Source organism: Streptomyces sp. NL15-2K, assembly GCF_030551255.1.
Classification (GTDB): Bacteria; Actinomycetota; Actinomycetes; order Streptomycetales; family Streptomycetaceae; genus Streptomyces.
The window spans coordinates 2,048,091-2,071,550 of the sequence record NZ_CP130630.1; the positions used below are offsets into that span (position 1 = coordinate 2,048,091).

Sequence of the window (23,460 nt, forward strand, 5' to 3'; positions counted from 1 at the left end):
CCACTACCCGCCTGCGGGCAGATCGGTGCGCGGGGCGGCACCGAGATGCACTCCGACCCGCTTGACCAGGAGCGTCATCTCGTACGCGACCAGCCCGACGTCGGAATCGGCGTCCGAGAGCACGGCGAGGCAGCTGCCGTCGCCGGCGGCCGTGACGAACAGGAAGGCGTCGTCGAGCTCGACGACCGTCTGCCGGACGTTGCCCGCCTCGAAGTGGCGGCCCACGCCCTTGGCGAGGCTGTGGAAGCCGGAGGCGACAGCGGCGAGGTGCTCGCTGTCCTCCCGGGTCAGGTCCTTGGAGATGCCGATCGGCAGGCCGTCGCCGGAGAGCACGAGGGCCTTGCGGATGCTCGCGACGCGTTCCACGAGGTCGTCGAGGAGCCAGTTGAGCTCGCCGGGGTTGTTGCCCGTGGTGTGGCCGGTCGCCTTCGGTGCGGTCATCGACCGTCCCCCTTTGTCGTTCGTTGTGGTGCTGTGCCGCTGTGGGCGTCGTCGCCCTCGGCGTTCTCCTCACGGCCACGCTGCCAGCCGCGCTGGAGCGAGGCCATGCGGCTGCGTACCTCGTCGGCGTCCCGTTCGCCGAGCTCCGCTCTGTCGGTGGTGGGCCGTCCGGAGCTCTGCTTCAGCTGCGGGGCCAGGCTGGCCTGGCGTACGCGCCGGGGCAGCGGGGCCGTGCCGGAGCCGGTCTCGTGCGTTGAGGAGCCTGATCCGGAACCTGTGCCTGCGCCGGAGCCGGGGGGCAGGGCCGATCTGGAGCCGGGGGTCGACATGGAGTCGCCCGGGCCGGTCACACCGCTCGGGCCGGCCGACGGGATCGCGGGACGCCTGGTGCGCCTGGGGAGAGCGGGAGCCTCGGGCTGCTCGCCGAGTTCGCGGGCCGAGGACGTCGGGGTGTCGGTGCGCTGTTCGTCGAGGGGGGCGGCCACACCGGTGCCCCGGCGCAGTGGGCCCGCTCCTGGACGGCGGGTGGGCAGCGGTGCCGCGGCCGGCTCGCGCGACCGGCCAGGGCCTGTCTCTGGCTCTTCGTCGGTCTCCTCGCGACGCGCCCGCTGCTCGGTGACCGGACGTCCGTGGGAGCTGACCAGCTTGGGTGCCCGGCGGCGAGGGAGCGGGACGGGGGCGTTGGAGTCGTCCCCCGGATCGGCCTGGTCCGTGCCCCGGTCGTCGGAAGCCTCGTGCTGCTGCTCGCCGTGGTGCCGCGCTCCCTCCTCCTCCGTGCGGGCGAGAGAGCGGCGGTGGCGGAAGATTCCGCCGCGTTCGCTGTCCTCGTCGTCGAGCGCGCCGGGGAAGTCCTCGATGGCGTCGAGATCGACGGGCGCCTCCAGTTCGACGGGACCGTGCAGGAGCGAAGCCGGCAGGCCGGGCAGCTGCGCGGGCGCCTTGGAGAGCTCGGCGCGGCGGGCCTCCTCCAGCTCGGCCTCCTTGGAGGGCTGCGGCCGGTCGAGGCGGAAGCCGATGCCGTTGGTGTCCGGGACGTCGTCCGTCAGGAGGGTGTCGGGGATGAAGACGACGGCGGTCGTGCCGCCGTACGGGGACGGCTGGAGCGAGACCCGGACGTTCTGCCGCTGGGCGAGCCGGCTGACCACGAACAGGCCGAGCCGGTCGGTGTCGGACAGCTCGAACTCCGGTGTCTCGGCGAGCCGGAGGTTGGCGTCCAGGAGTGCGTCGGCCGCCATGCCGAGGCCGCGGTCGTGAATCTCCAGGGTGAAGCCGTTGGCGACGCGCTCGCCGAGGACCTGGACGGCGGTGTGCGGTGGGGAGAACACCGTGGCGTTCTCCAGGAGTTCGGCGACGAGGTGAGTGAGGTCCGCGACCGCCGGGCCGGTGACGGCGACCCGGGGCAGCCGACGGACTTCGATGCGCTCGTAGTCCTCGACTTCGGCGACGGCGGCGCGTACGACGTCCATGAGCTGGACGGGCTTGCGCCACTGCCGGGAGGGGGCGGCACCGGAGAGGATCACCAGGCCCTCGGCGTGCCGGCGCATACGGGTGGTGAGGTGATCGAGGCGGAACAGGTCGGCGAGTTCGTCGGTGTCCTCGGTCCGGCGCTCCATGGCGTCGAGGAGGGTGAGCTGCTTGTGGAGCAGGACCTGGCTGCGGCGGGCGAGGTTGACGAAGACCTCGGAGACGCCGGAGCGGAGCTCGGCCTGTTTCACGGCGGCTTCGACGGCGGCCCGTTGCAGGGTGTTGAGGGCCTGGCCGACCTCGCCGATCTCGTTCTTGTCGTACTCCAGACGCGGGGCCTCGGTCTCCACGTCGACCTGTTCGCCCGTGGAGAGGCGGCGCATCACGCTGGGCAGCCGGACACCGGACGCCTCGTGCGCCTCCAGGCGCAGCTGCCGCAGGTCGCGGATGAGACCGCGGCCGACGCGCACGGACACCACGAGCGAGAAGATCAAGGCGACCAGACCGAGGATGCCGGCGACGGACGCCTTGACGATGACGCCGATCGCGTCCGGGCGGACACGGTCCTGATACCGGTCGCCGGCCTGGTCGTTGAGGGTGGCGAGCTCGTCGAGCACGCTCCCGGCGACGGTGTCCCAGCTCTTGGCGGTCACGGTGCGCGGAGCGCCGGGGTCGGCGGAGATGACGGCCTGTTCGGCCGACCGCAGGGGCGCCGTGGTGGCGTTCTTCCAGAAGCGCTCGTAGCGTTCGCGCTCCGTCGAGGGGAGCACCGGCAGGCTGATGTCGTACAGCAGGGTGCGCTGGGCGACCAGGTCGGAGACGTCGCGGATCTCCTCGCGGGAGAGTTTCCCGACCACCAGGGCGGATCCGAGCAGGGCGTCCTCGCGGGAGAGCAGTTCACGGGCGCGGTTGAGGTTCACCAGGGCCCGGGCCTGCTTGTCCAGCTCCACGCTGTCGACACCGTCGACGGACGCAAGCAGGGTGTAACAGGGGTCGACGAGACGGTTGTAGAGGTCGAGGGCCTGAGACCGGTTGACCGTGCCGTCCTCGACACTGCGGCGCAGGGAATTCATGCCGTCGAAGGCGTCCAGTACGGCGGTGAGGTTTTCGTCGTCGTCAGCGTCCAGCCCGTCGCGGACATCGGGGTTCTTGGCGTTCTCGCGGAGCTTGACGACGGCTTCGTCGGTGGCGGTCCGCGTGTTGCGGAGCGCGGACAGGGCGTCCGAGGCCCGCGGATCGGCGAGGTAGACGAGGGTCTGGCGGCGCTCCTGCTGCAGGACGCGGACGGTGTCCTCAGTGGGGTAGCCGATCTTCTCGACGACGGACGACACGTGGAAGAGCTGAGCCACTTCCCGGCCCGTGAGCACGGTGGCGAAGCCCCAGATCGCGGCCAGGGACACCAGCGGCACGAGAAGCAGCGCCACGATCTTCCGGCGGATCGACTTCCCGCGAAAGCGCATGGCCTCCCCCAGCTCGACCCCCATCCGACAGGGGGTACACATGTGCGTCAACAAACGGCGCGAGCCTACTACCGACGGACAGATAACTCGAAGACCGGTCCGGAAGCTGAACTTCCGCACCGGCGGCGAGACATGGCGAGTTGTCCGCTCATTGGGGGAGATTGCCTGCCGCCGTCGCGCGGTGGCCGTCACAGCGGATGTGGCCGGTCCGCTTGGTCAGTTGGCTGAAATTTTGCGCTCGTTGGGAATCTTGGGGAGGCGCCGTTCGTCTTTCTCTTTGGGAATTGGGGGCGGAATCGGCCACAGGAGCCGCGTCCCGCAACCGGGCGGCGTAAAACAGCGCAAGCCGGGCAGCCACTGGGAAGCCGAGTCTTCGGACGCGGAGCGAGCGGTCTGCTGGCGGTGGAGGGTGACACGGTGATGGGCACGGCGGAGCGGCACAAGGCGCTGTCGGACAGCGGGACGGCGCACGTGACGGCGCAGCGGGATCCCGAAGCGCCGGATCGCGACATTCCGGCAGACGGGGGCGGTACAGCGGCTTACGAGAAGCCGGCCGAGGAGGACGCGAGCCGCACGGCTGCGGAGATGAGATCGGCCGAGGCCGGCAAGAAGCGCGCCGCGCAGGAGCAGCCGTACCACTACCGGCCGTTGTGGGTCGAGGAGCCCGCGCGGCGGCGCCGGTTGCCCGACCCGGTGCGGACCTCCGCGGTGCGGGCGGTGCTGATCATCGCCGTGACGCTGGTCCAGGCGATGGTGGCCTTCCTGTGCACCATGGCCGGTTCCTGGCTGGCGTTCCCGATGGTGCTGAGCAGCGTGGCCAGCACTGTGGTGGCCACCTGGGGCGCGCTCGATGTCTGGGTGACACGCCAGGTGTGGAACCAGCGCAACGGCGTGGTGTCGACACCCAGCAGCACCGCACGCGCCCTGCGACGCGAACGGCGCAGGGCGCGACGGCAGGCGCGGGCCGCCGAGCGGACGCAGGAGCGGATACGTCGGCGGGGCGGCGCCGGACAGTTGTCGCACTCGTGAAGAGCTGCCGAATCGGTGGCCTTCACAGCGCGGCCGGCTGCACCCGGCTCTCCCCGCGCGCGAGTTCGCGTCGTGCCCGCATGAAAGGGCGCGGGCGGTCCACGGAGAGCACCGCGGTCGTACGGCCGTCCCGCTCGTACAGGGCGAGGAAGCCCCCCTCCGCCGGCGCATCCTCGGTGAGCTCGCCCTCGGCGATGCGGACACTGTCCCCGTCCTGTCGGCGGCCGGCGAACTGAATGCGTGCGCCGTACTGGTCGGACCAGAAGTAGGGCAGCGACCGCGCGGTCCGAACGGTGTGTCCGGCGAGCAGGTTGGCCACGGCGATGCGGGGCTGCTCCGTCGCGGAGGTCCAGTGTTCGGTACGGCTTCCGCCGACGCGAGCGACGTCGCCGACGGCGACCACCTGCGGCAGTGCCGTCACGCAGCCGTCGTCGCACAGCACGCCGTCGTGCAGCGCGAGCGTCGAGCCCGCCAGCCAGGTGGTGTTGGGGACGGCACCGATGCCGACGATCACGATGTCGGCGGGAAGCGTACGGCCGTCGGAGAGCTCGACGCCGGTGACGCCGACCGTGCCACGCAGCCCGGCCACCCCGGTGCCTGTGACCAGGTCCACACCGCCGCGGCGGTGCAGAGTGGCGCACACGGCGGCCATCTCAGCACCGAGTTGCGGCACGAGCGGGAGCGACGCGGCCTCGACGACGGTGACGGCGTGGCCGAGGGCGGCGCAGGAAGAGGCGGTTTCGGCGCCGATGAAGCCGCCGCCGATGACGACGACCTGACGGGGGCCGCGGGTGAGTTCCTCGCGCAGGGCGCGGGCGTCGTCGAGGGTGCGCAGGGTGTGGACTCCGGCGAGGCTGTCGCCCGGGAGACGGCGGGCCGAGGCACCGGTGGCGATCACGACGCCGTCGGTGGACACGGTCCGACCGTCGTCGAGCAGGACGGTGCGGCCGCGGGCGTCGAGGCCGCGGGCTCGTGTGCCGAGCAGCCACTCCGCGTCGAGTTCCGTGGTCTCCTCGGCGTCGGTGAGGGCGAGGTGGTCCTCGTCCACGCGGCCGGTGAGGAAGTCTTTGGAGAGGGGAGGTCGGTCGTAGGGGTGGTGGGGTTCGTCGCCGACGATCACCAGGCGCCCGTCGAAGCCCTGGGCGCGCAGCTCCCTGGCCGCGTACAAGCCGGAGAGGGAGGCGCCGACGACGGTCACGGTCCTCATGGCGTAGGGCTCCTGTCGATGGGCAGCGCGTGCGGGGCCGTCCGGGAAGCGGCCGCCCCAGGTGCCGTACGCCACTGCGTCACGGCGTTCACGGCGTTCACGGCGTTCATGCGGCGGTTCCCTCCTCCGCGGTGAGGTGGATGTGGATGGTGCCGTCCTCGACGGTGACGCGGTGGGTGCGGACGGGCCTGCGGGCCGGAAGGCAGGTCGGCCGGCCCGTGCGGAGATCGAATGAAGCGGCGTGCAGCGGGCATTCGACCAGACAGCCCTCCAGCCAGCCCTCGGAGAGGGAGGCGTCCTGGTGGGTGCAGGTGTCGTCGACGGCGTACAACTCGCCGTCGTCCGTGCGGAACACGGCGATGGGCGGTGTCGTCTCGATGCGGACGGACTCGCCCTCGGGGAGGTTTTCGAGGCGGCAGACGGGAATCATGGGCCCCCCTCTCGGTCCGGGACGCTCGGTCCGGACCTGTCTGGTCCAGGTTGATCAGGCAGTGCGGGACCGTCGCTGGTCCCGCAGCAGATGAAGTTCGGAAGCGAGGAGTGCACAAAGCGCCGGACCTTCGTCGGTCCGTACGGTTCGGCCCCTTCCGGGTGCCGGACTCTTCGGTAACATGATGTTCCACATGACGCACGAACGAGCGCCATGCGCAACAGAATCCGGGCGGGACGACCGTCACGTCAAGGGTTTCCCGCAGATGCGGCCCGAACCGGGCCGACAGGTGGTGAGAGTTCAGCCATGACCCGCACCCAGAAGCAGTCCGACCGCAGTGAGGAGAAGGCCGCGAACCCGGAGAAGCAGAACGGCAGGGGAGCCGCCGGCTCGGTCCAGTCGGTGGACCGTGCCGTGAGTGTGCTGGAGATCCTCGCCCGGCACGGTGAGGCGGGCGTCACCGAGATCGCCGACGAGCTGGACGTGCACAAGTCGACGGCGTTCCGGCTGCTCGGCGTCCTGGAGAACCGCGGCCTGGTGACCCAGGCCAAGGACCGCGGCAAGTACTACCTGGGGGCCGGTGTACTACGCCTGGCGGGGGCGGCGGCAGTGCGCCTGGACATCTCGCAGGAGGGCGTCCCGGTATGCCGGGAACTCGCCGACGAACTGGGCGAGACGGTGAACATCGCGGTCCTGGACGACGACGCGGCGGTCAACATCATGCAGGCCCGGGGCACCGCGTCCGTGACGGCGCAGAACTGGCTGGGCAGGCGCACCCCGCTGCACGCCACCTCGAGCGGCAAGGTGCTGCTCGCGCACATGCCGCCCACCCTGCGCGAGGGCTTCCTCGCCCGTACCCTGCCGCGCTTCACGGAACGCACCATCACCGGCACGTCCGCCCTGCGGAGCGAGCTCGAGATCGTGGTCGAGCAGGGGTACGGCGTCAACCTCGAGGAGATGGAGCTGGGCCTCACAGCCGTGGCCGCCCCGATCCGCGCGCACGACGGCAAGGTCATCGCCGCGATCAGCGCCTCGGGGCCGGTGTACCGGATGAACAGCGACCGGCTGCCCGAGGTGGCCAAGCGCACGGTGGCGGCCGGGGCAGAGCTGTCGCGCCGTATGGGGTACGGCTTCTGACGTAGCCCCGTGTAGGCCTCAGGGCATTTCTCGCGGCGTGAGACCGGCGCGGGACCGGGAATTTCCTGGTCCCGCGCCGCTGTATGTCCGGCAGGTTTCGCCCCGACCGTTCCTTTTGCCAAGGGTTAACTCGTACCTCTTGACGGCCGCTCGATCGCGTTCCCACTATGTCTCTCATCGCGCAACCCATCGTGCATTGCGCAACAGCAGAGGAGCTTGGTCGTGCCACACGAGGTCCGTGCCGTAGTCGCTGTGAAGAAGGGCGCACCCGTTGAGGTGCAGACGATCGTGGTGCCCGACCCGGGTCCCGGGGAGGTGCTGGTCACCGTGCAGGCCTGCGGGGTCTGCCACACGGATCTGCACTATCGGGAGGGCGCGATCACCGACGACTTCCCGTTTCTGCTGGGCCATGAGGCGGCCGGCACGATCGAGGCGGTCGGCCCGGGTGTCACCGACCTCGAACCCGGCGACTACGTGGTGCTGGCGTGGCGTGCGCCCTGCGGTTCCTGCCGTTCCTGTCGCCGCGGTCGGCCCTGGTACTGCTTCGACTCCCGCAACGCCACCCAGCCGATGACCCTGCTGGACGGCACGCCGCTCAGCAACGCCCTCGGCATCGGCGCCTTCGCCGAGAAGACGCTGGTCGCGGCGGGTCAGGCGGTGAAGATCGATCCGGCTGCCCGTCCCGAGGCCGCGGGTCTCATCGGCTGCGGTGTGATGGCGGGTTACGGCGCCGCGGTCAACACCGGCAACGTCGGCCGGGGCGACTCGGTGGCCGTCATCGGCTGCGGCGGCGTCGGCAACGCGGCCATCGCGGGTGCCTGCCTCAACGGCGCCATGAAGGTCATCGCCATCGACATCGACGACAAGAAGCTCGACCAGGCGGAGAAGTTCGGCGCCACACACACCGTCAACTCCCGTGGCACGGACCCGGTCGAGGCGGTCCGCGCCCTCACCGACGGCTTCGGCGTGGACATCGCGATCGACGCGGTGGGCCGCCCGGAGACCTTCACCCAGGCCTTCTACATGCGCGACCACGCGGGCCTGCTGGTCCAGGTCGGCGTGCCTTCCCCCGAGATGAAGGTCGAGCTGCCGCTGATCGACGTGTTCTCGCGCGGCGGCGCCATCAAGTCGTCCTGGTACGGCGACTGCCTGCCGAGCCGCGACTTCCCGTTCCTGATCGACCAGTACCTGTACGGCCTGCTGGACCTCAACGCCTTCGTCAGCGAGACCATCGCGCTCGACCAGGTCGAGGAGGCGTTCGCCAAGATGCACCGGGGCGATGTGCTGCGCTCGGTGGTGGTCCTGTGAGCGCCCAAGGGGCCGTACGCATCGAGCGGGTCGTCACGAAGGGCACCTTCAGCCTCGACGGCGAGACCTTCGACGTCGACAACAACGTCTGGCTGGTCGGCGACGACGAGGAGGTACTGATCGTCGACGCCGCGCACGACGCCCGTACGATCCACGCGGCGGTCGCGGGCCGTCACGTCACCGCCATCGCGTGCACCCACGCCCACGACGACCACGTCGACGCGGCGGCCGAGCTCTCCGTCCTGACGGGCGCGCCCGTCCTGCTCCACCCCGACGACAACGAGCTGTGGTCGTACACCCACCCCGCCCGCAAACCGGACGGCGAGCTGACCGACGGCCGGATCCTCTCCGTCGCCGGGATCGAGATCCAGGTCATCCACAATCCTGGCCACACCTGGGGCAGTTGCTCCTTCTACGCCCCGTTCCTGAACGCCGTCTTCACCGGCGACACCCTCTTCCACGGCGGCCCCGGCGCCACCGGCCGCTCCTACTCGGACCGCCCCACCATCGAGGCGTCCCTCCGCAACCGGCTGCTCCCGCTGCCTTACGACACGGTCGTCCACACCGGGCACGGCCAGGACACGACGATCGCCGCCGAGCGGCCGAACGTCCCCGCCCTCTGAGCACCTCTCCCAGCGCCTTCACCCTCGTCCCGGCAAGGAGGGGCATGTCCAGCACGCCCGAAATCCGTCCCCAAGGCACGCCCGAAACCCGCACCCAAGGCGCTCCCGAAACCCGCGCGAGCGGTCCCCGAGTCGTGATCATCGGCGCCGGCATCGTCGGCTGCTCGCTCGCCGACGAGCTGACCGCCCGCGGCTGGACCGACGTCACCGTCCTCGACCAGGGCCCCCTGCCCGCCCCGGGCGGCTCCACCTCGCACGCGCCCGGCCTCGTCTTCCAGACCAGCCCGTCCAAGACGCTCGCCGCCTTCGCGAAGTACACGGTCGAGAAGTTCGGCGACCTCCAGGTCGACGGCGTCTCCTGCTTCCACCAGGTCGGCGGCCTGGAACTCGCCACCACCCCCGAGCGCCTCGCCGAACTGCACCGCCGGGCCGGCTACGCCGCCGCCTGGGGCATCCGCGGCGAGGTCGTCAGCACCACCCGCTGCAAGGAACTGTGGCCGCTCCTCGACGAGTCGGTGGTCCTCGGCGGCTTCCACACCCCCGACGACGGCCTGGCCCGCGCCCTGCTCGCCTCCCGCGCCCAGATGGAACGGGCCACCGCGAGGGGCGCCCGCTTCCTGGAGCGCCACACGGTCACCGGCATCGAACAGGAAGCCGGTCAAGTCACCGCCGTGGTCACCGACCAGGGCACCTTCCCCGCCGACCACATCGTCTCGGCCGCCGGCTTCTGGGGTCCGGTCATCGGCCGCATGGCCGGCGTCGACGTCCCCCTGCAACCGCTCGCCCACCAGTACGCGAGGACGAAGCCGCTCCCCGAGCTGAGCGGAGCCACCGCGGAAGCCGAGAAGCCCATCCTCCGCTTCCAGGACCGCGACCTCTACTTCCGCGAGCACACCGACCGCATCGGCATCGGCAGCTACGCCCACAGGCCGATGCCCGTCGACCCGTTCGCGGTCCTGCCGTACGACGAGGCCCGCGCGCAGAACATGGACATGCCTTCCTCCCATCCCTTCACCAAGGAGGACTGGGCCCCGAGCTGGGACGACTGCCGCCGGCTGATCCCGGCGCTGCGGGACGCCGACATCGAGGAGGGCTTCAACGGCGTCTTCTCCTTCACCCCGGACGGCATGCCGGTCCTGGGCGAGTCGCGCCGGCTGCGCGGTTTCTGGCTGGCCGAGGCCGTCTGGGTCACCCACTCCGCCGGTGTCGCCAAGGCCGTCGCCGAGTGGATGGTCGACGGGCGGCCGTCGACCGACGTGCACGAGTGCGACCTCACGCGTTTCGAGGAAGCGCAGCGTTCACCGTCGTACATCCGTGAACGCGGTTCACAGCAGTTCGTCGAGGTGTACGACGTGCTCCATCCGCTCCAGCCGATGGAGCAGCCGCGGCCGCTCCGCGTGAGCCCGTTCTACGCCCGTCAGCAGCAGCTCGGCGCGTACTTCCTCGAAGGGGGCGGCTGGGAGCGCCCGCACTGGTACGAGGCGAACGCCCCCCTCGTGGACGGGCTGCGGCTCCCCGAGCGCGACGCCTGGTCGGCCCGCCACTGGTCGCCCATCGCGGCTGCCGAGGCCAAGGCCACCCGGGAAAAGGTCGCCCTCTACGACATGACCCCCCTGCGGCGCCTGGAAGTCACCGGCCCCGGAGCCCTCGACTTCCTCCACCGCATGACCACCAACAACCTCCGCAAGAAGCCCGGCGCGGTCACCTACACCCTCCTCCTCGACGAGACCGGCGGGATCCGCTCCGATCTCACCGTCGCCCGCCTCGCTCCCGACCGCTTCCAGGTCGGCGCGAACTCCCCCGCCGACCTCGACCGGCTCCTCCGCCACGCCCCGCCGGACGTGCACATCAGGGACATCACCTCCGGCACCTGCTGCGTCGGCGTCTGGGGCCCCCTCGCCCGCGACCTCGTCCAGCCCCTCACCCCCGACGACTTCTCGCACGAGGCCTTCGGCTACTTCCGTGCGAAGGAGACGTACATCGGGCATGTCCCGGTGACGGCCATGCGGCTGTCGTACGTCGGCGAACTCGGCTGGGAGCTGTACACGACCGCCGACCTGGGACTCAGGCTCTGGGACACCCTGTGGGAGGCCGGCCAGGAGCACGGCGTGATCGCGGCCGGGCGCTCGGCCTTCAACTCCCTGCGTCTGGAGAAGGGTTACCGGGCCTGGGGCACGGACATGACCGACGAGCACAACCCCTTCGAGGCGGGCGTCGGCTTCGCGGTGCGCATGGACAAGGACGCATTCGTCGGCAAGGCCGCCCTGGAAGCCGCGGAACAGCCCACCCGCCGCCTCACCCCCCTCCTCCTCGACGACCCGGCCGCCGTCGTCCTCGGCAAGGAGCCGGTGTACGTCGACGGCGCCCCCGCCGGCTACGTCACCAGCGCGTCGTACGGCTACACGCTCGGCCGCTGTGTGGCGTACGCCTGGCTCCCCACGCTCGCCACCGGCACCGCCGTACACATCGAGTACTTCGGCGAGAAGGTCCCGGCCACCGTCGCCGACGAGCCGCTGTTCGACCCCAAGATGACCCGCATCCGCCGGTAGGAGTCCCGCCATGTCACCCACTTACGACGTGATCGTCATCGGTCTCGGCGGCATGGGCAGCGCCGCCGCCCACCATCTGTCCGCGCGCGGCGCCCGCGTGCTCGGCCTGGAGAAGTTCGGCCCCGTGCACAACCGCGGCTCCAGCCACGGCGGTTCGCGGATCACCCGGCAGTCGTACTTCGAGGACCCGGCGTACGTTCCGCTGCTGCTGCGCGCCTACGAGCTGTACGACGAGCTGGAGCGGGCCACCGGCCGTGAGATCGCGATCCTCAACGGCGGCGTGATGGTCGGCCGCCCCGACTCACGGACCGTCTCCGGCTCGCTGCGCTCGGCCGAGGAGTGGGGCCTGGCGCACGAGATGCTGGACGCGAAGGAGATCCGCCGCCGCTTCCCGACGCTCACACCGCGGGACGACGAGGTCGCGCTGTACGAGCCCAAGGCAGGTCTGGTCCGGCCCGAGAACACCGTCGCCGCCCACCTCCAGCTCGCCACCCGGCAGGGCGCCGACCTGCACTTCGAGGAGCCCATGACCCGCTGGGAGCCGTACCGGGACGGTGTCCGCGTCCATACGGCCGAGAACACCTACACCGGCGCCCAGTTGGTGATCTGCCCGGGCGCGTGGGCGCCGCAGCTGCTCACCGACATCGGGGTGCCGTTCACCATCGAACGGCAGGTCATGTACTGGTTCCAGCCGCAACAGGGCGTCGAGCCCTTCCTCCCCGCCAACCACCCGATCTACATCTGGGAGGACGCGGCCGGCGTCCAGGTCTACGGCTTCCCGTCCATCGACGGCCCCGGCCTCGGCGCCAAGGTCGCCTTCTTCCGCAAGGGCGAGGTCACCACGCCGGAGACCATCGACCGGACGGTCCACGGGGACGAGATCGAGGCGATGGCCGACCACATGGCCGGATGCATCCCGGACCTGCCCGGCACCTTCCTCAAGGCCGCGACCTGTATGTACTCCAACACCCCGGACGAGCACTTCGTGATCGCCCGGCACCCCGCGCATCCGGAGTCGGTCACCGTGGCCTGCGGGTTCTCCGGGCACGGCTTCAAGTTCGTGCCCGTCGTCGGCGAGATCCTCGCCGACCTGGCCCTGACCGGCACCACCGAGCACCCCATCGGCCTGTTCGACCCCGCCCGCCTCGCCGCCGCGCCCGCCTGAGGAGCACGCACGTGACGACGACCCCCGCCCCCGAGACACCCGTCCCGGCGCCCCAGGTCTCCCCCAGCCTCATCGCGACGCTGCCGGGCCACTACTACACCGACCCGGAACTGTTCCGGCAGGAGCAGGAGCACATCTTCGAGCGGATGTGGTTCTGCGCCGTCCGCAGCTCCGACCTCGACAAGCCCGGTGCCTTCCGCACCGTCCAGGTCGGCCGCGAGAACGTCATCATCACCCGCACCCGCAAGGGCGAACTGCGCGCCTTCCTCAACGTCTGCCGGCACCGCGGGGCCCGGCTGTGCATGGAGGACGCCGGCGAGATCCGGCGCACCCTGCAGTGCCCGTACCACGCGTGGACGTACGACCTCGACGGCAAGTTGATCGCCGCACCAAACTTGATCAAGATGCCGGACGTCGATCGCGTCGAGTACGGATTGATCAAGGTGTCCCTGCGCGAGTGGCTCGGCTATGCCTGGGTGTGCCTGGCCGACGACCCCCCGTCGTTCGAGGACACGGTCATGGACGCCGCCGTCGAACGGCTCGGCGACGTGGCCGCGATCGAGCACTACGGCACCGAGCACCTCGCCCTCGGCAAACGCGTCACGTACGACGTGAAGGCGAACTGGAAGCTGATCGTCGAGAACTTCATGGAGTGCTACCACTGCGCGACGATCCACCCCGAACTCACGGACGTGCTACCGGAGTTCGCGGACGGCTACGCGGCCCAGTACTACGTGGGCCACGGCGCCGAGTTCGGCGAGGACGTCAAGGGCTTCACCGTCGACGGCAGCGAGGGCTTCGGCAAACTGCCCGCCGTGTCGGAGGACCAGGACCGCCGCTACTACGCCATCACGGTCAAGCCGGCGGTGTTCATCAACCTCGTACCGGACCATGTGATCCTGCACCGCATGTTCCCGCTGGCCGAGGACCGCACGGTCGTCGAGTGCGACTGGCTGTACGCTCCGGAGGTGGTGGCGTCCGGAGCGGACGTGTCGAAGTCGGTGGAGCTGTTCCACCGGGTCAACGAGCAGGACTTCGAGGCCTGTGAACGGACGCAGCCGGCCATGGCGTCGCGCGCCTACCGCAGGGGTGGTGTGCTGGTCCCCAACGAGCACCACATCGGGATCTTCCACGAGTGGGTTCTTCAGCAGCTGGGAGGCGGCCATGGCGGACCTGTTCATTGACGGCGCGTGGCGGAGCGCGCTCGACGAGCGCACCCGCGAGATCCGCTGTCCCGCCGACGGCTCCCCGGTGGGGGTCGTGGACGAGGCGGGCGGCAAGGACACGGTGGAGGCGATCGCCGCCGCCCGCCGCGCCTTCGACGAGGGCCCGTGGCCGCGCACCTCCCCGAACGAGCGCGGTGACCTGCTGCTGCGGGTCGCCGACCTCCTCCTACGGGACAAGGAGGCGCTCGCCCGTGCGGAGTCGTTGGACACGGGGAAGCGGCTCGTCGAGAGCGAGTACGACATCGACGACATCGCCAACTGCTTCCGCTACTTCGGGCGCCTGGTCGCGAGCGAGACCGGGCGGGTCGTCGACACCGGCCGGGAGGACGTCGACAGCCGGGTGGTGGACGAGCCGGTCGGCGTCTGTGCGCTCATCACGCCGTGGAACTACCCCCTTCTGCAAACGGCTTGGAAGGTCGCCCCGGCGATCGCGGCCGGCAACACGTTCGTGCTGAAGCCGAGCGAGCTGACGCCGCACACCGCGATCCACCTCATGCGCCTCCTGGAGGAGGCCGGACTCCCGCCGGGCGTCGCCAACCTGGTCCTCGGCGCCGGTCCGGAGGCGGGCGCCCCGCTCGGCGACCACCCGGACGTGGATCTGATCTCCTTCACCGGTGGCCTCCAGACCGGGCGCCGCCTCATGGCCGCGGCGGCCGGGACCGTGAAGAAGGTCGCGCTCGAGCTCGGCGGGAAGAACCCCAACATCGTCTTCGCCGACGCCGACTTCGAGACGGCCGTCGACATGGCGCTGACGGCCGTGTTCCTGCACTCCGGGCAGGTCTGCTCGGCGGGGGCGCGGCTGCTGGTGGAGGACGCGCTGCACGACCGGTTCGTCGACGAGGTCGTACTACGCGCCGCGGACATCAGGCTCGGGGGCCCGTTCGACGAACGGGCGCAGACCGGGCCGCTGATCTCGGCGGCGCACCGCGCGAAGGTCGAAGCGTATGTCGCCCAGGGGCTGGCGGAGGGCGCGGTGCTGCGCTGCGGGGGCGCACGCCCTTCCGGGCCGGGCTTCGAGAAGGGGTTCTACTATCTGCCCACCGTGCTGGACGAGTGCACCGCGGGGATGTCGGTGGTCCGGGAGGAGTCCTTCGGGCCGGTGCTGACCGTCGAGCGCTTCACGGGCGAGGACGAGGTGGTGAGCCTGGCCAACGACACCATCTACGGCCTGGCCGGCGCCGTGTGGACGAGCGACGAGGCCAAGGCGGCCCGGGTCGCAGCGCGGCTGCGGCTCGGCACGGTCTGGATCAACGACTACCACCCGTACGTGCCGCAGGCGGAGTGGGGCGGCTTCAAGCAGTCGGGTTTCGGCCGCGAACTCGGGCCCTCGGGGCTCGCCGAGTACCGCGAGACGAAGCACATCTGGCGCAACACGTCTCCCGCGCCACAGGGATGGTTCGCCTAACGCAGGCGTAACTCGACGTAACAGCGGGCACATTGCCACCGCGTATAACCGCCCTCATTGAGCCATCTTGATCCGACCTTGTTCCAGGCACCCGCAGGAGCCGCTCCCTTCCCCGCCCCCGGCCCACCAGGAGTCCGCTCATGACGACAACCGAGCAACCGACAGGCCCGCAGAGACACGACGACGCCGAACTCGCCGAGTTCGGCTACAAACCCGAACTCAAGCGCACCCTCGGCAACTTCCACACCTTCGCCGCCGGGATCAGCTACATCTCGATCCTCACCGGAACCTTCCAGCTGTTCTACTTCGGCTACGGCAGCGGCGGCCCCGCCTACTGGTGGTCGTGGCCGATGGTCTTCGTCGGCCAGTTCATGGTCGCCCTGTGCTTCGCGGAGCTGGCCGCCCGTTACCCCGTCGCGGGATCGGTCTACAACTGGTCGAAGAAGATAGGCAACAGACATCTGGGCTGGCTCGCCGGCTGGATGATGTTGATCGCGTCCATCGTGTCCATCTCGGCCGTGGCGCTGGCCTACCAGTTGACGCTGCCGCAGATCTCCGACGTGTTCCAGATGGTCGGTGACGGCACCGGCAAGTACGACGTGGCGACCAACGCGGTCATCCTGGCCGCGGTGTTGATCCTGTTCACGACCCTGGTGAACGCCTTCGGCGTCAAGCTGATGGCCACGATCAACACGGCGGGCGTGTTCATCGAGTTGATCGCCACCGTCGTCCTGATCGTCCTGCTCGCCGTCCACATCACGCGCGGTCCGCAGGTGGTGATGGAGACGAACGGCACCGAGGCGGGCTACGGCGCCGGATACCTGGGTGCCTTCCTGGTGGCCTCGCTGGCCTCGGCGTACGTCATGTACGGCTTCGACACGGCCGCGTCCCTGGGCGAGGAGTCCCTGGACCCGTCCCGCAACGCTCCCCGCGCCATCATCCGCGCGATCGTCGCCTCCTTCGTCCTCGGCGGCCTCATCCTGCTGCTCGCGCTGATGAGCGTCTCCAGCCTGAAGGGCGAGCAGCTGTCCACGGACGGCCTGCAGTACATCGTGCTCGACGTGCTCGGGTCGACGGCCGGCAAGGCGATGCTGTGGTGCGTGCTCATCGCCGTCACCGTGTGTGCCCTGGCGGTACACACGGCGGCGATCCGGCTGGCGTTCGCGATGGCCCGGGACAACAACCTGCCGGCCTCCTCGCTGCTGGCCAAGGTCAGCCCGCGGTTCCAGACACCTGTACTGCCCGCAGTGATCATCGGGATCCTGGCGCTGGCGATCCTGGTGGTCAACATCCGCCAGCCGCAGATCTTCACGGTCGTCACCAGCATCGGCATCATCATGATCTACCTCGCCTATCTGGGTGTCACCGCGCCGATGCTGGTGGCGAGGCTGCGCGGGAAGTGGCAGCCGGCGGGCGACGGCAGGTTCTCGCTCGGCCGCTGGGGACTGCTCGTCAACATCGTCGCCGTGCTGTGGGGCACGGTCATGACCCTCAACCTGATCTGGCCGCGCGCCGCGGTCTACAACGCCAGCGCTCCGTACCACTGGTATCTGCGCTGGGGCGCGGTGCTGTTCGTCGCGGTCATCGCGGGCGGCGGCTTCGCCTACTACTGGTTCGTCCAGCGGCACAAGACGGGCGTGCTCGCCGAGCACCGCCTGGAGGACACCACCGCACCGACCGCTCCCCTCGCCACTCCGACGGCCGACTGAGAACCGGCTGCTCCGACTACTCCGGTTACTCCGGTTACTCCGGTTACTCCGGTTACTCCGGTTACTCCGGTTACTCCGGTTACTCCGGCTATAAGGAGGTCCACACTCATGAGCATCGATGAGTTCGACTATGTGGTGGTCGGGGGCGGCACCGCGGGCAACGTGGTGGCGGCCCGGCTCTCGGAGGATCCGTCGGTCACGGTGTGCGTCCTGGAGGCGGGACCCAGCGATGTCGGCGACGACGACGTCCTCAAACTCGAGCGCTGGATGGGGTTGTTGGAGTCCGGCTACGACTGGGACTACCCGGTCGAACCGCAGGCGAGCGGCAACAGCTTCATGCGGCACGCCCGCGCCAAGGTGCTGGGCGGCTGTTCCTCGCACAACTCCTGCATCGCCTTCTGGGCACCGGCCGAGGACCTCGACGGCTGGGCGGCGGCCGGCTGTACGGGCTGGAGCGCCGCCGATCTCTTCCCGCTCTACCGGCGGCTGGAGAACAACGACGCGCCCGGCGACCACCACGGCCGCACCGGCCCGGTGAAGCTGCGCACGCTGAAGAGCGACGATCCGTGCGGCACGGCCCTGCTGGAGGCCTGTGCCCAGGCCGGGATCCCGACCACGCCCTTCAACACGGGCAGAACGGTGGTCCGGGGCGCGGGCTGGTTCCAGATCAACTCCGACGAGAACAACATCCGTCAGTCCTCGTCCGTGGCGTACCTCCACCCCGTCATGGACAAGCGGCCGAACCTGGAGGTGCGCACGGGGGTGCGGGCCAAGAAGCTCGTGCTCGACGGGCGGCGGTGCGTGGGCGCCGAATACCTGGACCCGGACCTGATCCATACGCGGACGGTACGGGCCAGACGCGAGGTGATCGTGTCCTGCGGGGCGATCGACTCCCCCAAGCTGCTGATGCTGTCGGGCATCGGCCCTGCCGGGCACCTGCGCGAGGTCGGCGTCGAGGTGGTCGTGGACGCGCCCGGCGTGGGCGAGAACCTCCAGGACCATCCCGAGGGCGTCATCATGTGGGAGGCCGGGCAGCCCATGACCACCGCCTCCAGCCAGTGGTGGGAGGCGGGCATCTTCTACGACACCGAACCGGGCCTGGACCGGCCGGACCTGATGTTCCACTACGGGTCCGTGCCGTTCGACATGAACACCGCGCGGTGGGGCTACCCCACGTCCGAGAACGCCTTCTGCCTCACGCCGAACGTGACGCGCGCGAAGTCACGGGGGACGGTTCGGCTGCGGACGCGGGACTACCGGGACAAACCGAAGGTGGATCCGCGGTACTTCACGCACGAGCACGATGCGCGGGTGATGACGTACGGGCTGAAGCTCGCGCGTCGTATTGCCGCGCAACCGGCACTCAGCGGCTGGGCGGGCGCCGAACTGGCTCCCGGCCCGGACGTCCGCACCGACGACGAGCTGCTCGACTACATCCACAAGACCCACAACACCGTCTACCACCCGTCGTGCACCGTGAAGATGGGCGCCGACGACGACCCCTCGGCCCCGCTCGACGCGCGGCTGCGGGTCAAGGGGGTCGAGGGGCTGCGGGTCGCGGACGGCTCGGTCATGCCGGACCTCGTCACCGTCAACCCGTGCATCACGACGATGATGATCGGCGAGAGATGCGCGGATCTGCTCAAGGAGGACGCGTGACGGCTATGCGGGCCGCTTGAACATCCGTGTCGCCGTGATCTCGCTGTGCACCGCTTCACCTTCTCCGGCCGGGGCCTGCTGCGGCAGTCCCGGCCGGAGGTGTTCCTCCACCCGGATGTACTTCAGCCCCGCTCGCAGATCGGCGTCGTTGCGCAGCCGGATGACCAGCGGGAACTCGGCGAGCGCGGTCGTGTCGAACAGCCCGGTGGTGTAGAGGAGCTGAACGCCCAGCGCATCCGACACAGCCCTCTGGAGCTCCAGCAGGTACGTGGCGTTGGCGCGCCCGATCGGATTGTCCAGGAACAGCGTGCCGGCGTGCCGGTGCTTGTCCCGGCCTCGGTCGTTCGACCTGAGCGCGGCCATCGTGCAGTACAGGGCGATGGCGGCGGTGAGCAGCTGACCGCCGGAGAACACGTCGCCCATCTGCCCCACGGGCACGCGCTCGGCGCGCAGTACGGCGTCCGGCTTGAGGATCTCCACGGCCACCCCCTTGGGCTGGAGTGCCGCGGCGACGCCCCGCAGCAGCAGGGACATGCCGTCGCGCCGCAGGTCGGAGTTCTTCTTGACGGCGGCCCGGGTGGCCTCGTCGATGACCTCGCCGAGCCGCTCGGTGAGCGTGGCCTGGTCGGGCTCCTCGAAGCGGATGCGCAGGAACTCCTGCCCGGACCACTCACCGAGGCCTTCCGGCAGCCGGGAGAGCCGCTGGGCGGACCTGAGCGTGGCGAGGGCCGACTCGACGAGCCCTCTGAGGCGGTCCACGATCGAGTCCCTGTTGCGCTCCAGCTGCTCCAACTCGTCCGTGAGCACCCGGAGTCGGGGCGCGAAGGCGTCCGCCCACTTCTGGGCGTGCTCGGGCAGCGCGGAGGCGGGCAGTTCGCGGATCTGCTGCCGTGCCGGGGTGCGGACCTGCTCGTAGCGCGTGGAGTTGGCGTGCCGGACGAGGATGTCGCTCGCCTCGCGCACGGCGGACTCGGCGGCCGACAGGTCGGCGGCGCAGCCGCGCAGCGAGCGGCGGGCCTCGGCGGCGGACTGCCGGGCCTCCTCCAGGCTGCCGGGGTGCGGCTCCGGCTCCTCCTGCTCCTCCTCAGGGGCGTGCTCGCGCAGCAGGTCACGCAGCATGGCGGCGATCTCGTCGAAGCCGCCGGCCGCGTCCTCGGCGGCGCGGTGGGCGTCGAGCAGTTCGGTGTGCGCTTCCCGTGCCCGGGTCAACGCCTCGGTGCGCGAGGCGAGTTCGGCGGTCGCCGTGCGCAGCAGCGCCTGCGCGTGTTCGGCGTCGCGCGGCTGAAGCTCCTCGGGCAGCTCGGTGTGCGCCTCACCGTCCTCGGGCGCGTGCCGCTCGGCCTCGCCGCGCAGGCGTCCGAGCTGCTCGCTCGCGCTCGACATCCGGGTCTCCAGGAGCTGCACCAGCTCCTCCGCCCGCGCTACGGCGGCCTGCCGGGACGGCCCGTCGGAGCCGTCGGGCGACTGGAGCAGCTGCTCCGCGCGCGTGCGGACCTTGTTGCTCAGCCGGTCCAGCTCGGAGCGTGCCGCGCTCTCGTCGCTCTCCGCGCGCGCCTGCTCGGCGCGCAGGTCGGCCCCGACGCCGACCTTCTCGTACACCTGGGAGGCGGCCCGGTAGGCCTCACGGAGGGCGGGCAGGGACGCCTTGGGAGCGTCCGCGTCGCTGTCCGGTACGTCGTCGGGGGCGCCCGCGATCTCCGAGCGCTCGGCCCGCAGCGCCCGGGCGGTGCGGCGGGCGTCGTCGGCGGCGCGCTGGGCGGCCCGCCGGTCCTCGTCGGCGGCCCGGGCACGCTCCAGGCAGGCCTGGGCGCGGGCCTCCGACTCGGTGGCCTCGTCGGCGAGTTCGCGCAGTTTGACCTGCCAGCCGGCGCGCTCGCGCAGCCGGAAGGCGAGCCCGGCGAGGGCGTCGGCGGCGCGCCGGGCCTTCTGGGCCGCCTCCTGCCGCTCGTCCCGGACCTGCGCGGCCTCGGCGGCGGCTTCATCGGCCTCGGCCCGCAGGGTCCGCGCCTCGGCCAGCTCGGCCTCCGCCTCCGCCGCGAACGCGCGCGTGTCCTGGGCGGCCTGGGCCAGCTCGACCAGCCGGCCGGCCGGGCAGCCGGTGCGCCAGGAGGAGAGCCGCGCCGCCAGCTCCCGGTCCTTGCCGAGCCGTGCGGCGAGCGTGCGGATCTCCTCGTCTCGCTCGGTGGCCCGCGCGCGCAGCGCCTGCCGCTCCTCGTCAGCGGCGTGCTCGTCGTGCATGGCCGGGTTCGGCGGTACGAGGAAGACGGCACCGGTCTCGGAGTCGGGAGCCGGCGTCGGTGCGAGCAGGGCGGCGGCCGTTCCGACCGCCACGGCGGACCTCGGCAGCAGCGCGGCGTCGATCAGCGCCTCCCGGGCACGCACGTGCGTGGCGGGGTCGGTGATGATCACGCCGTCGACCAGTTCCGGCCGCGCGGCCAGTACGCGCGCGTGGTCGACGGGGTCGACGGCCTGGGCGAGGTAGCGCCAGCCGGGCAGTGCGGGGATGCCGTGCTCGCCCAGGAACTCCACGGTGGCCAGCACGTCCGGGCCGGGCGGCAGCAGCCCGCCGTCACCGAGCGCGCCCAGGATCCGGGAGTCGTCGGCGGCGGCGGTACGCAGGTCGAAGAGCTGCCGCTCGGCGGAAGAGACGGCATCGTCGAGCAGCTCGCGCAGTTCGTCGGCGAAGCGGTCCAGGTCCTCGGGAGTGAGACCTGACGGGTTGCCCTCGTCGGTGTCCTGCCGGGGCCGCGGGACCACGGGGCGTGCTTCGCTTCCGGTCAGGCTGAGCAGTTCCGCCAGCCGGTCCTCCCCGGCCAGCCCTTCGGCGAGGCGGCGCTCGGCCTCGTAGGACCGCTCCGCCGCCGTGGCCGCGTCCTCCGCGCGGGCCGCCGTCAGCTCGGCGCGGGACTCGGCCGAAGCCGCCTCGCGCGCGTGCTCCGTGGCCCGGCGCGACGCCTCGCGCGCGGTGTCCCAGGCGGCGACCGCCGTCTTCTCGGCGTCGCTGGCGGCGAGGGCCGCGCGCGCCGGGTCGGCGTCGGGCGCGCTGTCGTCGAGCCAGCCCGCGCGCACCGCCTCGGTGGTCTCCTGCTCGACTTCGCTCAGCCGCTGCCGCAGATGCCCGACCTCGCTGCGGGCACGCTGCGCTTCGGTGGCGGCGCCGGTGGAGTCCCGGTGGGCGGACTCGCTGACCTCCTGGAGGGCGGCGGACCGCTCCTCCTCCTCGTTGGCGAGGGTCTCGGCGCTCTCCGCGGCCGCGTGCAGGGCCCGTACGAGATCGACGGCGGCCTTGGCGCGGGCGGCCAGAGCCGGTGCCGCGTCCCGTTCGGCCTCCTGGATGGCGGCGGCCACGCGGGCGACCCGGTCGGCGGCGGCGCGGTGGCGCAGCACGGTCTCGGCTGCCTGCCAGGCGGAGTGCAGCGTGCGCGCGTCGGCGAGCTCGCGCTTTTGTGCGGCGGCGGACTTCTCGGCGGCGGCGAGCGCCAGCGAGGCGTGCCGGTAGGCGAGTTCGGCGGCGATCAGCGCGCTGCGCTCCCGGGCCGCCTCGGCGTGCGTGACGGCATGCGCGGCGGCGGTGACCCGTTGGGCGAGGTCGGCGGCTCGCACCCGCTCCTGGGCTCCCCGGGCGGAGAGCCGGCGCACCAGGGTCCGTGTACGGCGTTCGGCGCCGGTGTGGATGTCACGCGCGCGGGAGCGGGCCTCGGCGGCCTCGACGATCCGCCCGAGCAGGTCGACCGACCCGGCGGTGAAGTCCCGTTCGGCGATCAGCTCGGCGCGCCGCCCCAGCTTGTTGCCGAAACCGCTGACCAGGTCGGCGAGCCCGTCGGTGTCCCGCGTGTCCGTCACGGCGCGCAGCAGCAGGTCGGTGAAGTCGGAGTCCTTCTTGACCGCGAAGAGGCCGGCGGCCTCGCCCTCGTCGGCGTTCATCTCCCGCTGGTAGCGGAAGAGTTCGGGGTCGAGCGCGAGGTCGCCGAGGTGCTCGATCCAGCGGTCGTGGATCTCCTCCCAGTGCACCTCCAGGTGCGGATACGCCTTGCCCGCCTCGGTGAGGGCGTCACGGAAGCCCTTCATGGTGCGCCGGCGGCCCTGAGCGGCCGACTGCCCCTCGACGGGCGGCCGTACGGCGGTGGACTCGGCCACCGGCAGGCTGTCCAGGGTCAGCCCGGGGCCGGGCCGGAACGAGTACCAGGCCTCGGCGAACTTCCGCGGGTCGTTGGAGACCTGGCGCCCCCGCCACTCGCTGACCTTGCCGACGACGACGCACTCGCCGGTCTGCACGTGCTGCCACTCCAGCGCCACGTGCCCGCAGTCGTCCGCGAGCAGGAACTTCCGCAGCACACCGGAGCTGGCGCCGCCGAGCGTGTTCCGGTGGCCGGGCAGCATCACCGAGAAGATCAGCTTCAGGAGGACGGACTTGCCGCCGCCGTTCTCCAGGAAGAGCACACCGGCGGGGGCTGGCCGGCGCGGCGGGCCGACCGGCTCCTCCTCGAAGAACTCCGCCTGGGTGGGCGCGGGGTCGGGCACGGGCTCGCCCACGCCCCGCAGGTCGAGCACGGTGTCGGCGTAGCGCGCACCGGCGGGCCCGATGGAGTAGAGGCGGACGCGGGACAGCTCGTACATGGCGGACTCTCGTAAGTCTTCGGCGAAGGTG

At 71.2% G+C, this 23,460-nt stretch carries 15 protein-coding genes; 10 read left to right on the forward strand and 5 right to left on the reverse strand.

Going from position 1 to position 23,460, the window contains the following annotated elements; translation table 11 throughout:
- Window positions 1–3 precede the first annotated feature (3 nt).
- Window positions 4–441: a roadblock/LC7 domain-containing protein gene (locus tag Q4V64_RS08660; RefSeq protein WP_124443881.1), complete on the reverse strand. Its 438-nt coding sequence runs from the start codon at window positions 439–441 to the stop codon at window positions 4–6.
- Window positions 438–3,365: a nitrate- and nitrite sensing domain-containing protein gene (locus Q4V64_RS08665; protein WP_124443916.1), complete on the reverse strand. Its 2,928-nt coding sequence runs from the start codon at window positions 3,363–3,365 to the stop codon at window positions 438–440. Before Q4V64_RS08665 ends, Q4V64_RS08660 begins: the two co-directional genes overlap by 4 nt.
- A gap of 420 nt (window positions 3,366–3,785) precedes the next feature.
- Here Q4V64_RS08665 and Q4V64_RS08670 point away from each other — a divergent pair, with 420 nt between their 5' ends.
- Window positions 3,786–4,394, forward strand: coding sequence for a hypothetical protein (locus tag Q4V64_RS08670; RefSeq protein ID WP_124443879.1), 609 nt, complete (start codon window positions 3,786–3,788; stop codon window positions 4,392–4,394).
- 22 nt (window positions 4,395–4,416) lie between these two features.
- On the opposite strand, the gene Q4V64_RS08675 is transcribed toward Q4V64_RS08670, so the two are convergent.
- Together Q4V64_RS08675 and Q4V64_RS08680 are read right to left on the reverse strand one after the other, a co-directional pair.
- Window positions 4,417–5,601, reverse strand: a complete 1,185-nt coding sequence (locus tag Q4V64_RS08675; protein WP_172629485.1) for an FAD-dependent oxidoreductase — start codon at window positions 5,599–5,601, stop codon at window positions 4,417–4,419.
- 106 nt (window positions 5,602–5,707) lie between these two features.
- Complete coding sequence (locus tag Q4V64_RS08680) at window positions 5,708–6,031, reverse strand: bifunctional 3-phenylpropionate/cinnamic acid dioxygenase ferredoxin subunit (RefSeq protein ID WP_124443878.1); 324 nt, start codon at window positions 6,029–6,031, stop codon at window positions 5,708–5,710.
- Between the two features lie 306 nt (window positions 6,032–6,337).
- Here Q4V64_RS08680 and Q4V64_RS08685 point away from each other — a divergent pair, with 306 nt between their 5' ends.
- The 9 genes from Q4V64_RS08685 to Q4V64_RS08725 all read left to right on the forward strand — a co-directional run bounded on the left by Q4V64_RS08685 (window position 6,338) and on the right by Q4V64_RS08725 (window position 18,812).
- Window positions 6,338–7,168: an IclR family transcriptional regulator gene (locus Q4V64_RS08685; RefSeq protein WP_124443877.1), complete on the forward strand. Its 831-nt coding sequence runs from the start codon at window positions 6,338–6,340 to the stop codon at window positions 7,166–7,168.
- A gap of 222 nt (window positions 7,169–7,390) precedes the next feature.
- Complete coding sequence (locus tag Q4V64_RS08690; RefSeq protein WP_124443876.1) at window positions 7,391–8,476, forward strand: S-(hydroxymethyl)mycothiol dehydrogenase; 1,086 nt, start codon at window positions 7,391–7,393, stop codon at window positions 8,474–8,476.
- Window positions 8,473–9,099 carry an MBL fold metallo-hydrolase gene (locus tag Q4V64_RS08695; protein ID WP_124443875.1) on the forward strand — a complete coding sequence of 209 codons (627 nt, stop codon included), beginning with the start codon at window positions 8,473–8,475 and terminating at the stop codon, window positions 9,097–9,099. Before Q4V64_RS08690 ends, Q4V64_RS08695 begins: the two co-directional genes overlap by 4 nt.
- A 44-nt stretch (window positions 9,100–9,143) precedes the next feature.
- The gene (locus Q4V64_RS08700) at window positions 9,144–11,648 is read left to right on the forward strand and encodes an FAD-dependent oxidoreductase (protein WP_124443874.1); all 2,505 of its coding nucleotides are present in this window, start codon (window positions 9,144–9,146) and stop codon (window positions 11,646–11,648) included.
- Window positions 11,649–11,658: 10 nt separating this feature from the next.
- On the forward strand, window positions 11,659–12,813 hold the full coding sequence (gene solA, locus Q4V64_RS08705) for an N-methyl-L-tryptophan oxidase (protein WP_124443873.1): 1,155 nt from the start codon (window positions 11,659–11,661) through the stop codon (window positions 12,811–12,813).
- A gap of 11 nt (window positions 12,814–12,824) precedes the next feature.
- A complete protein-coding gene (locus Q4V64_RS08710; protein WP_124443872.1) occupies window positions 12,825–13,997 on the forward strand; it encodes an aromatic ring-hydroxylating dioxygenase subunit alpha in 1,173 nt (390 codons plus the stop codon).
- Window positions 13,978–15,444: an aldehyde dehydrogenase family protein gene (locus Q4V64_RS08715; RefSeq protein ID WP_124443871.1), complete on the forward strand. Its 1,467-nt coding sequence runs from the start codon at window positions 13,978–13,980 to the stop codon at window positions 15,442–15,444. The genes Q4V64_RS08710 and Q4V64_RS08715 overlap by 20 nt, the downstream gene beginning before the upstream one ends.
- A 140-nt stretch (window positions 15,445–15,584) precedes the next feature.
- Window positions 15,585–17,153 carry an amino acid permease gene (locus Q4V64_RS08720; RefSeq protein ID WP_124443870.1) on the forward strand — a complete coding sequence of 523 codons (1,569 nt, stop codon included), beginning with the start codon at window positions 15,585–15,587 and terminating at the stop codon, window positions 17,151–17,153.
- A 108-nt stretch (window positions 17,154–17,261) separates the two neighbouring features.
- Window positions 17,262–18,812 carry a GMC family oxidoreductase N-terminal domain-containing protein gene (locus tag Q4V64_RS08725; RefSeq protein WP_124443868.1) on the forward strand — a complete coding sequence of 517 codons (1,551 nt, stop codon included), beginning with the start codon at window positions 17,262–17,264 and terminating at the stop codon, window positions 18,810–18,812.
- A gap of 3 nt (window positions 18,813–18,815) precedes the next feature.
- Here the strand turns inward: Q4V64_RS08725 and Q4V64_RS08730 are convergent, their stop codons facing one another.
- A complete protein-coding gene (locus Q4V64_RS08730; RefSeq protein WP_124443867.1) occupies window positions 18,816–23,429 on the reverse strand; it encodes a hypothetical protein in 4,614 nt (1,537 codons plus the stop codon).
- Window positions 23,430–23,460: the final 31 nt, after the last annotated feature.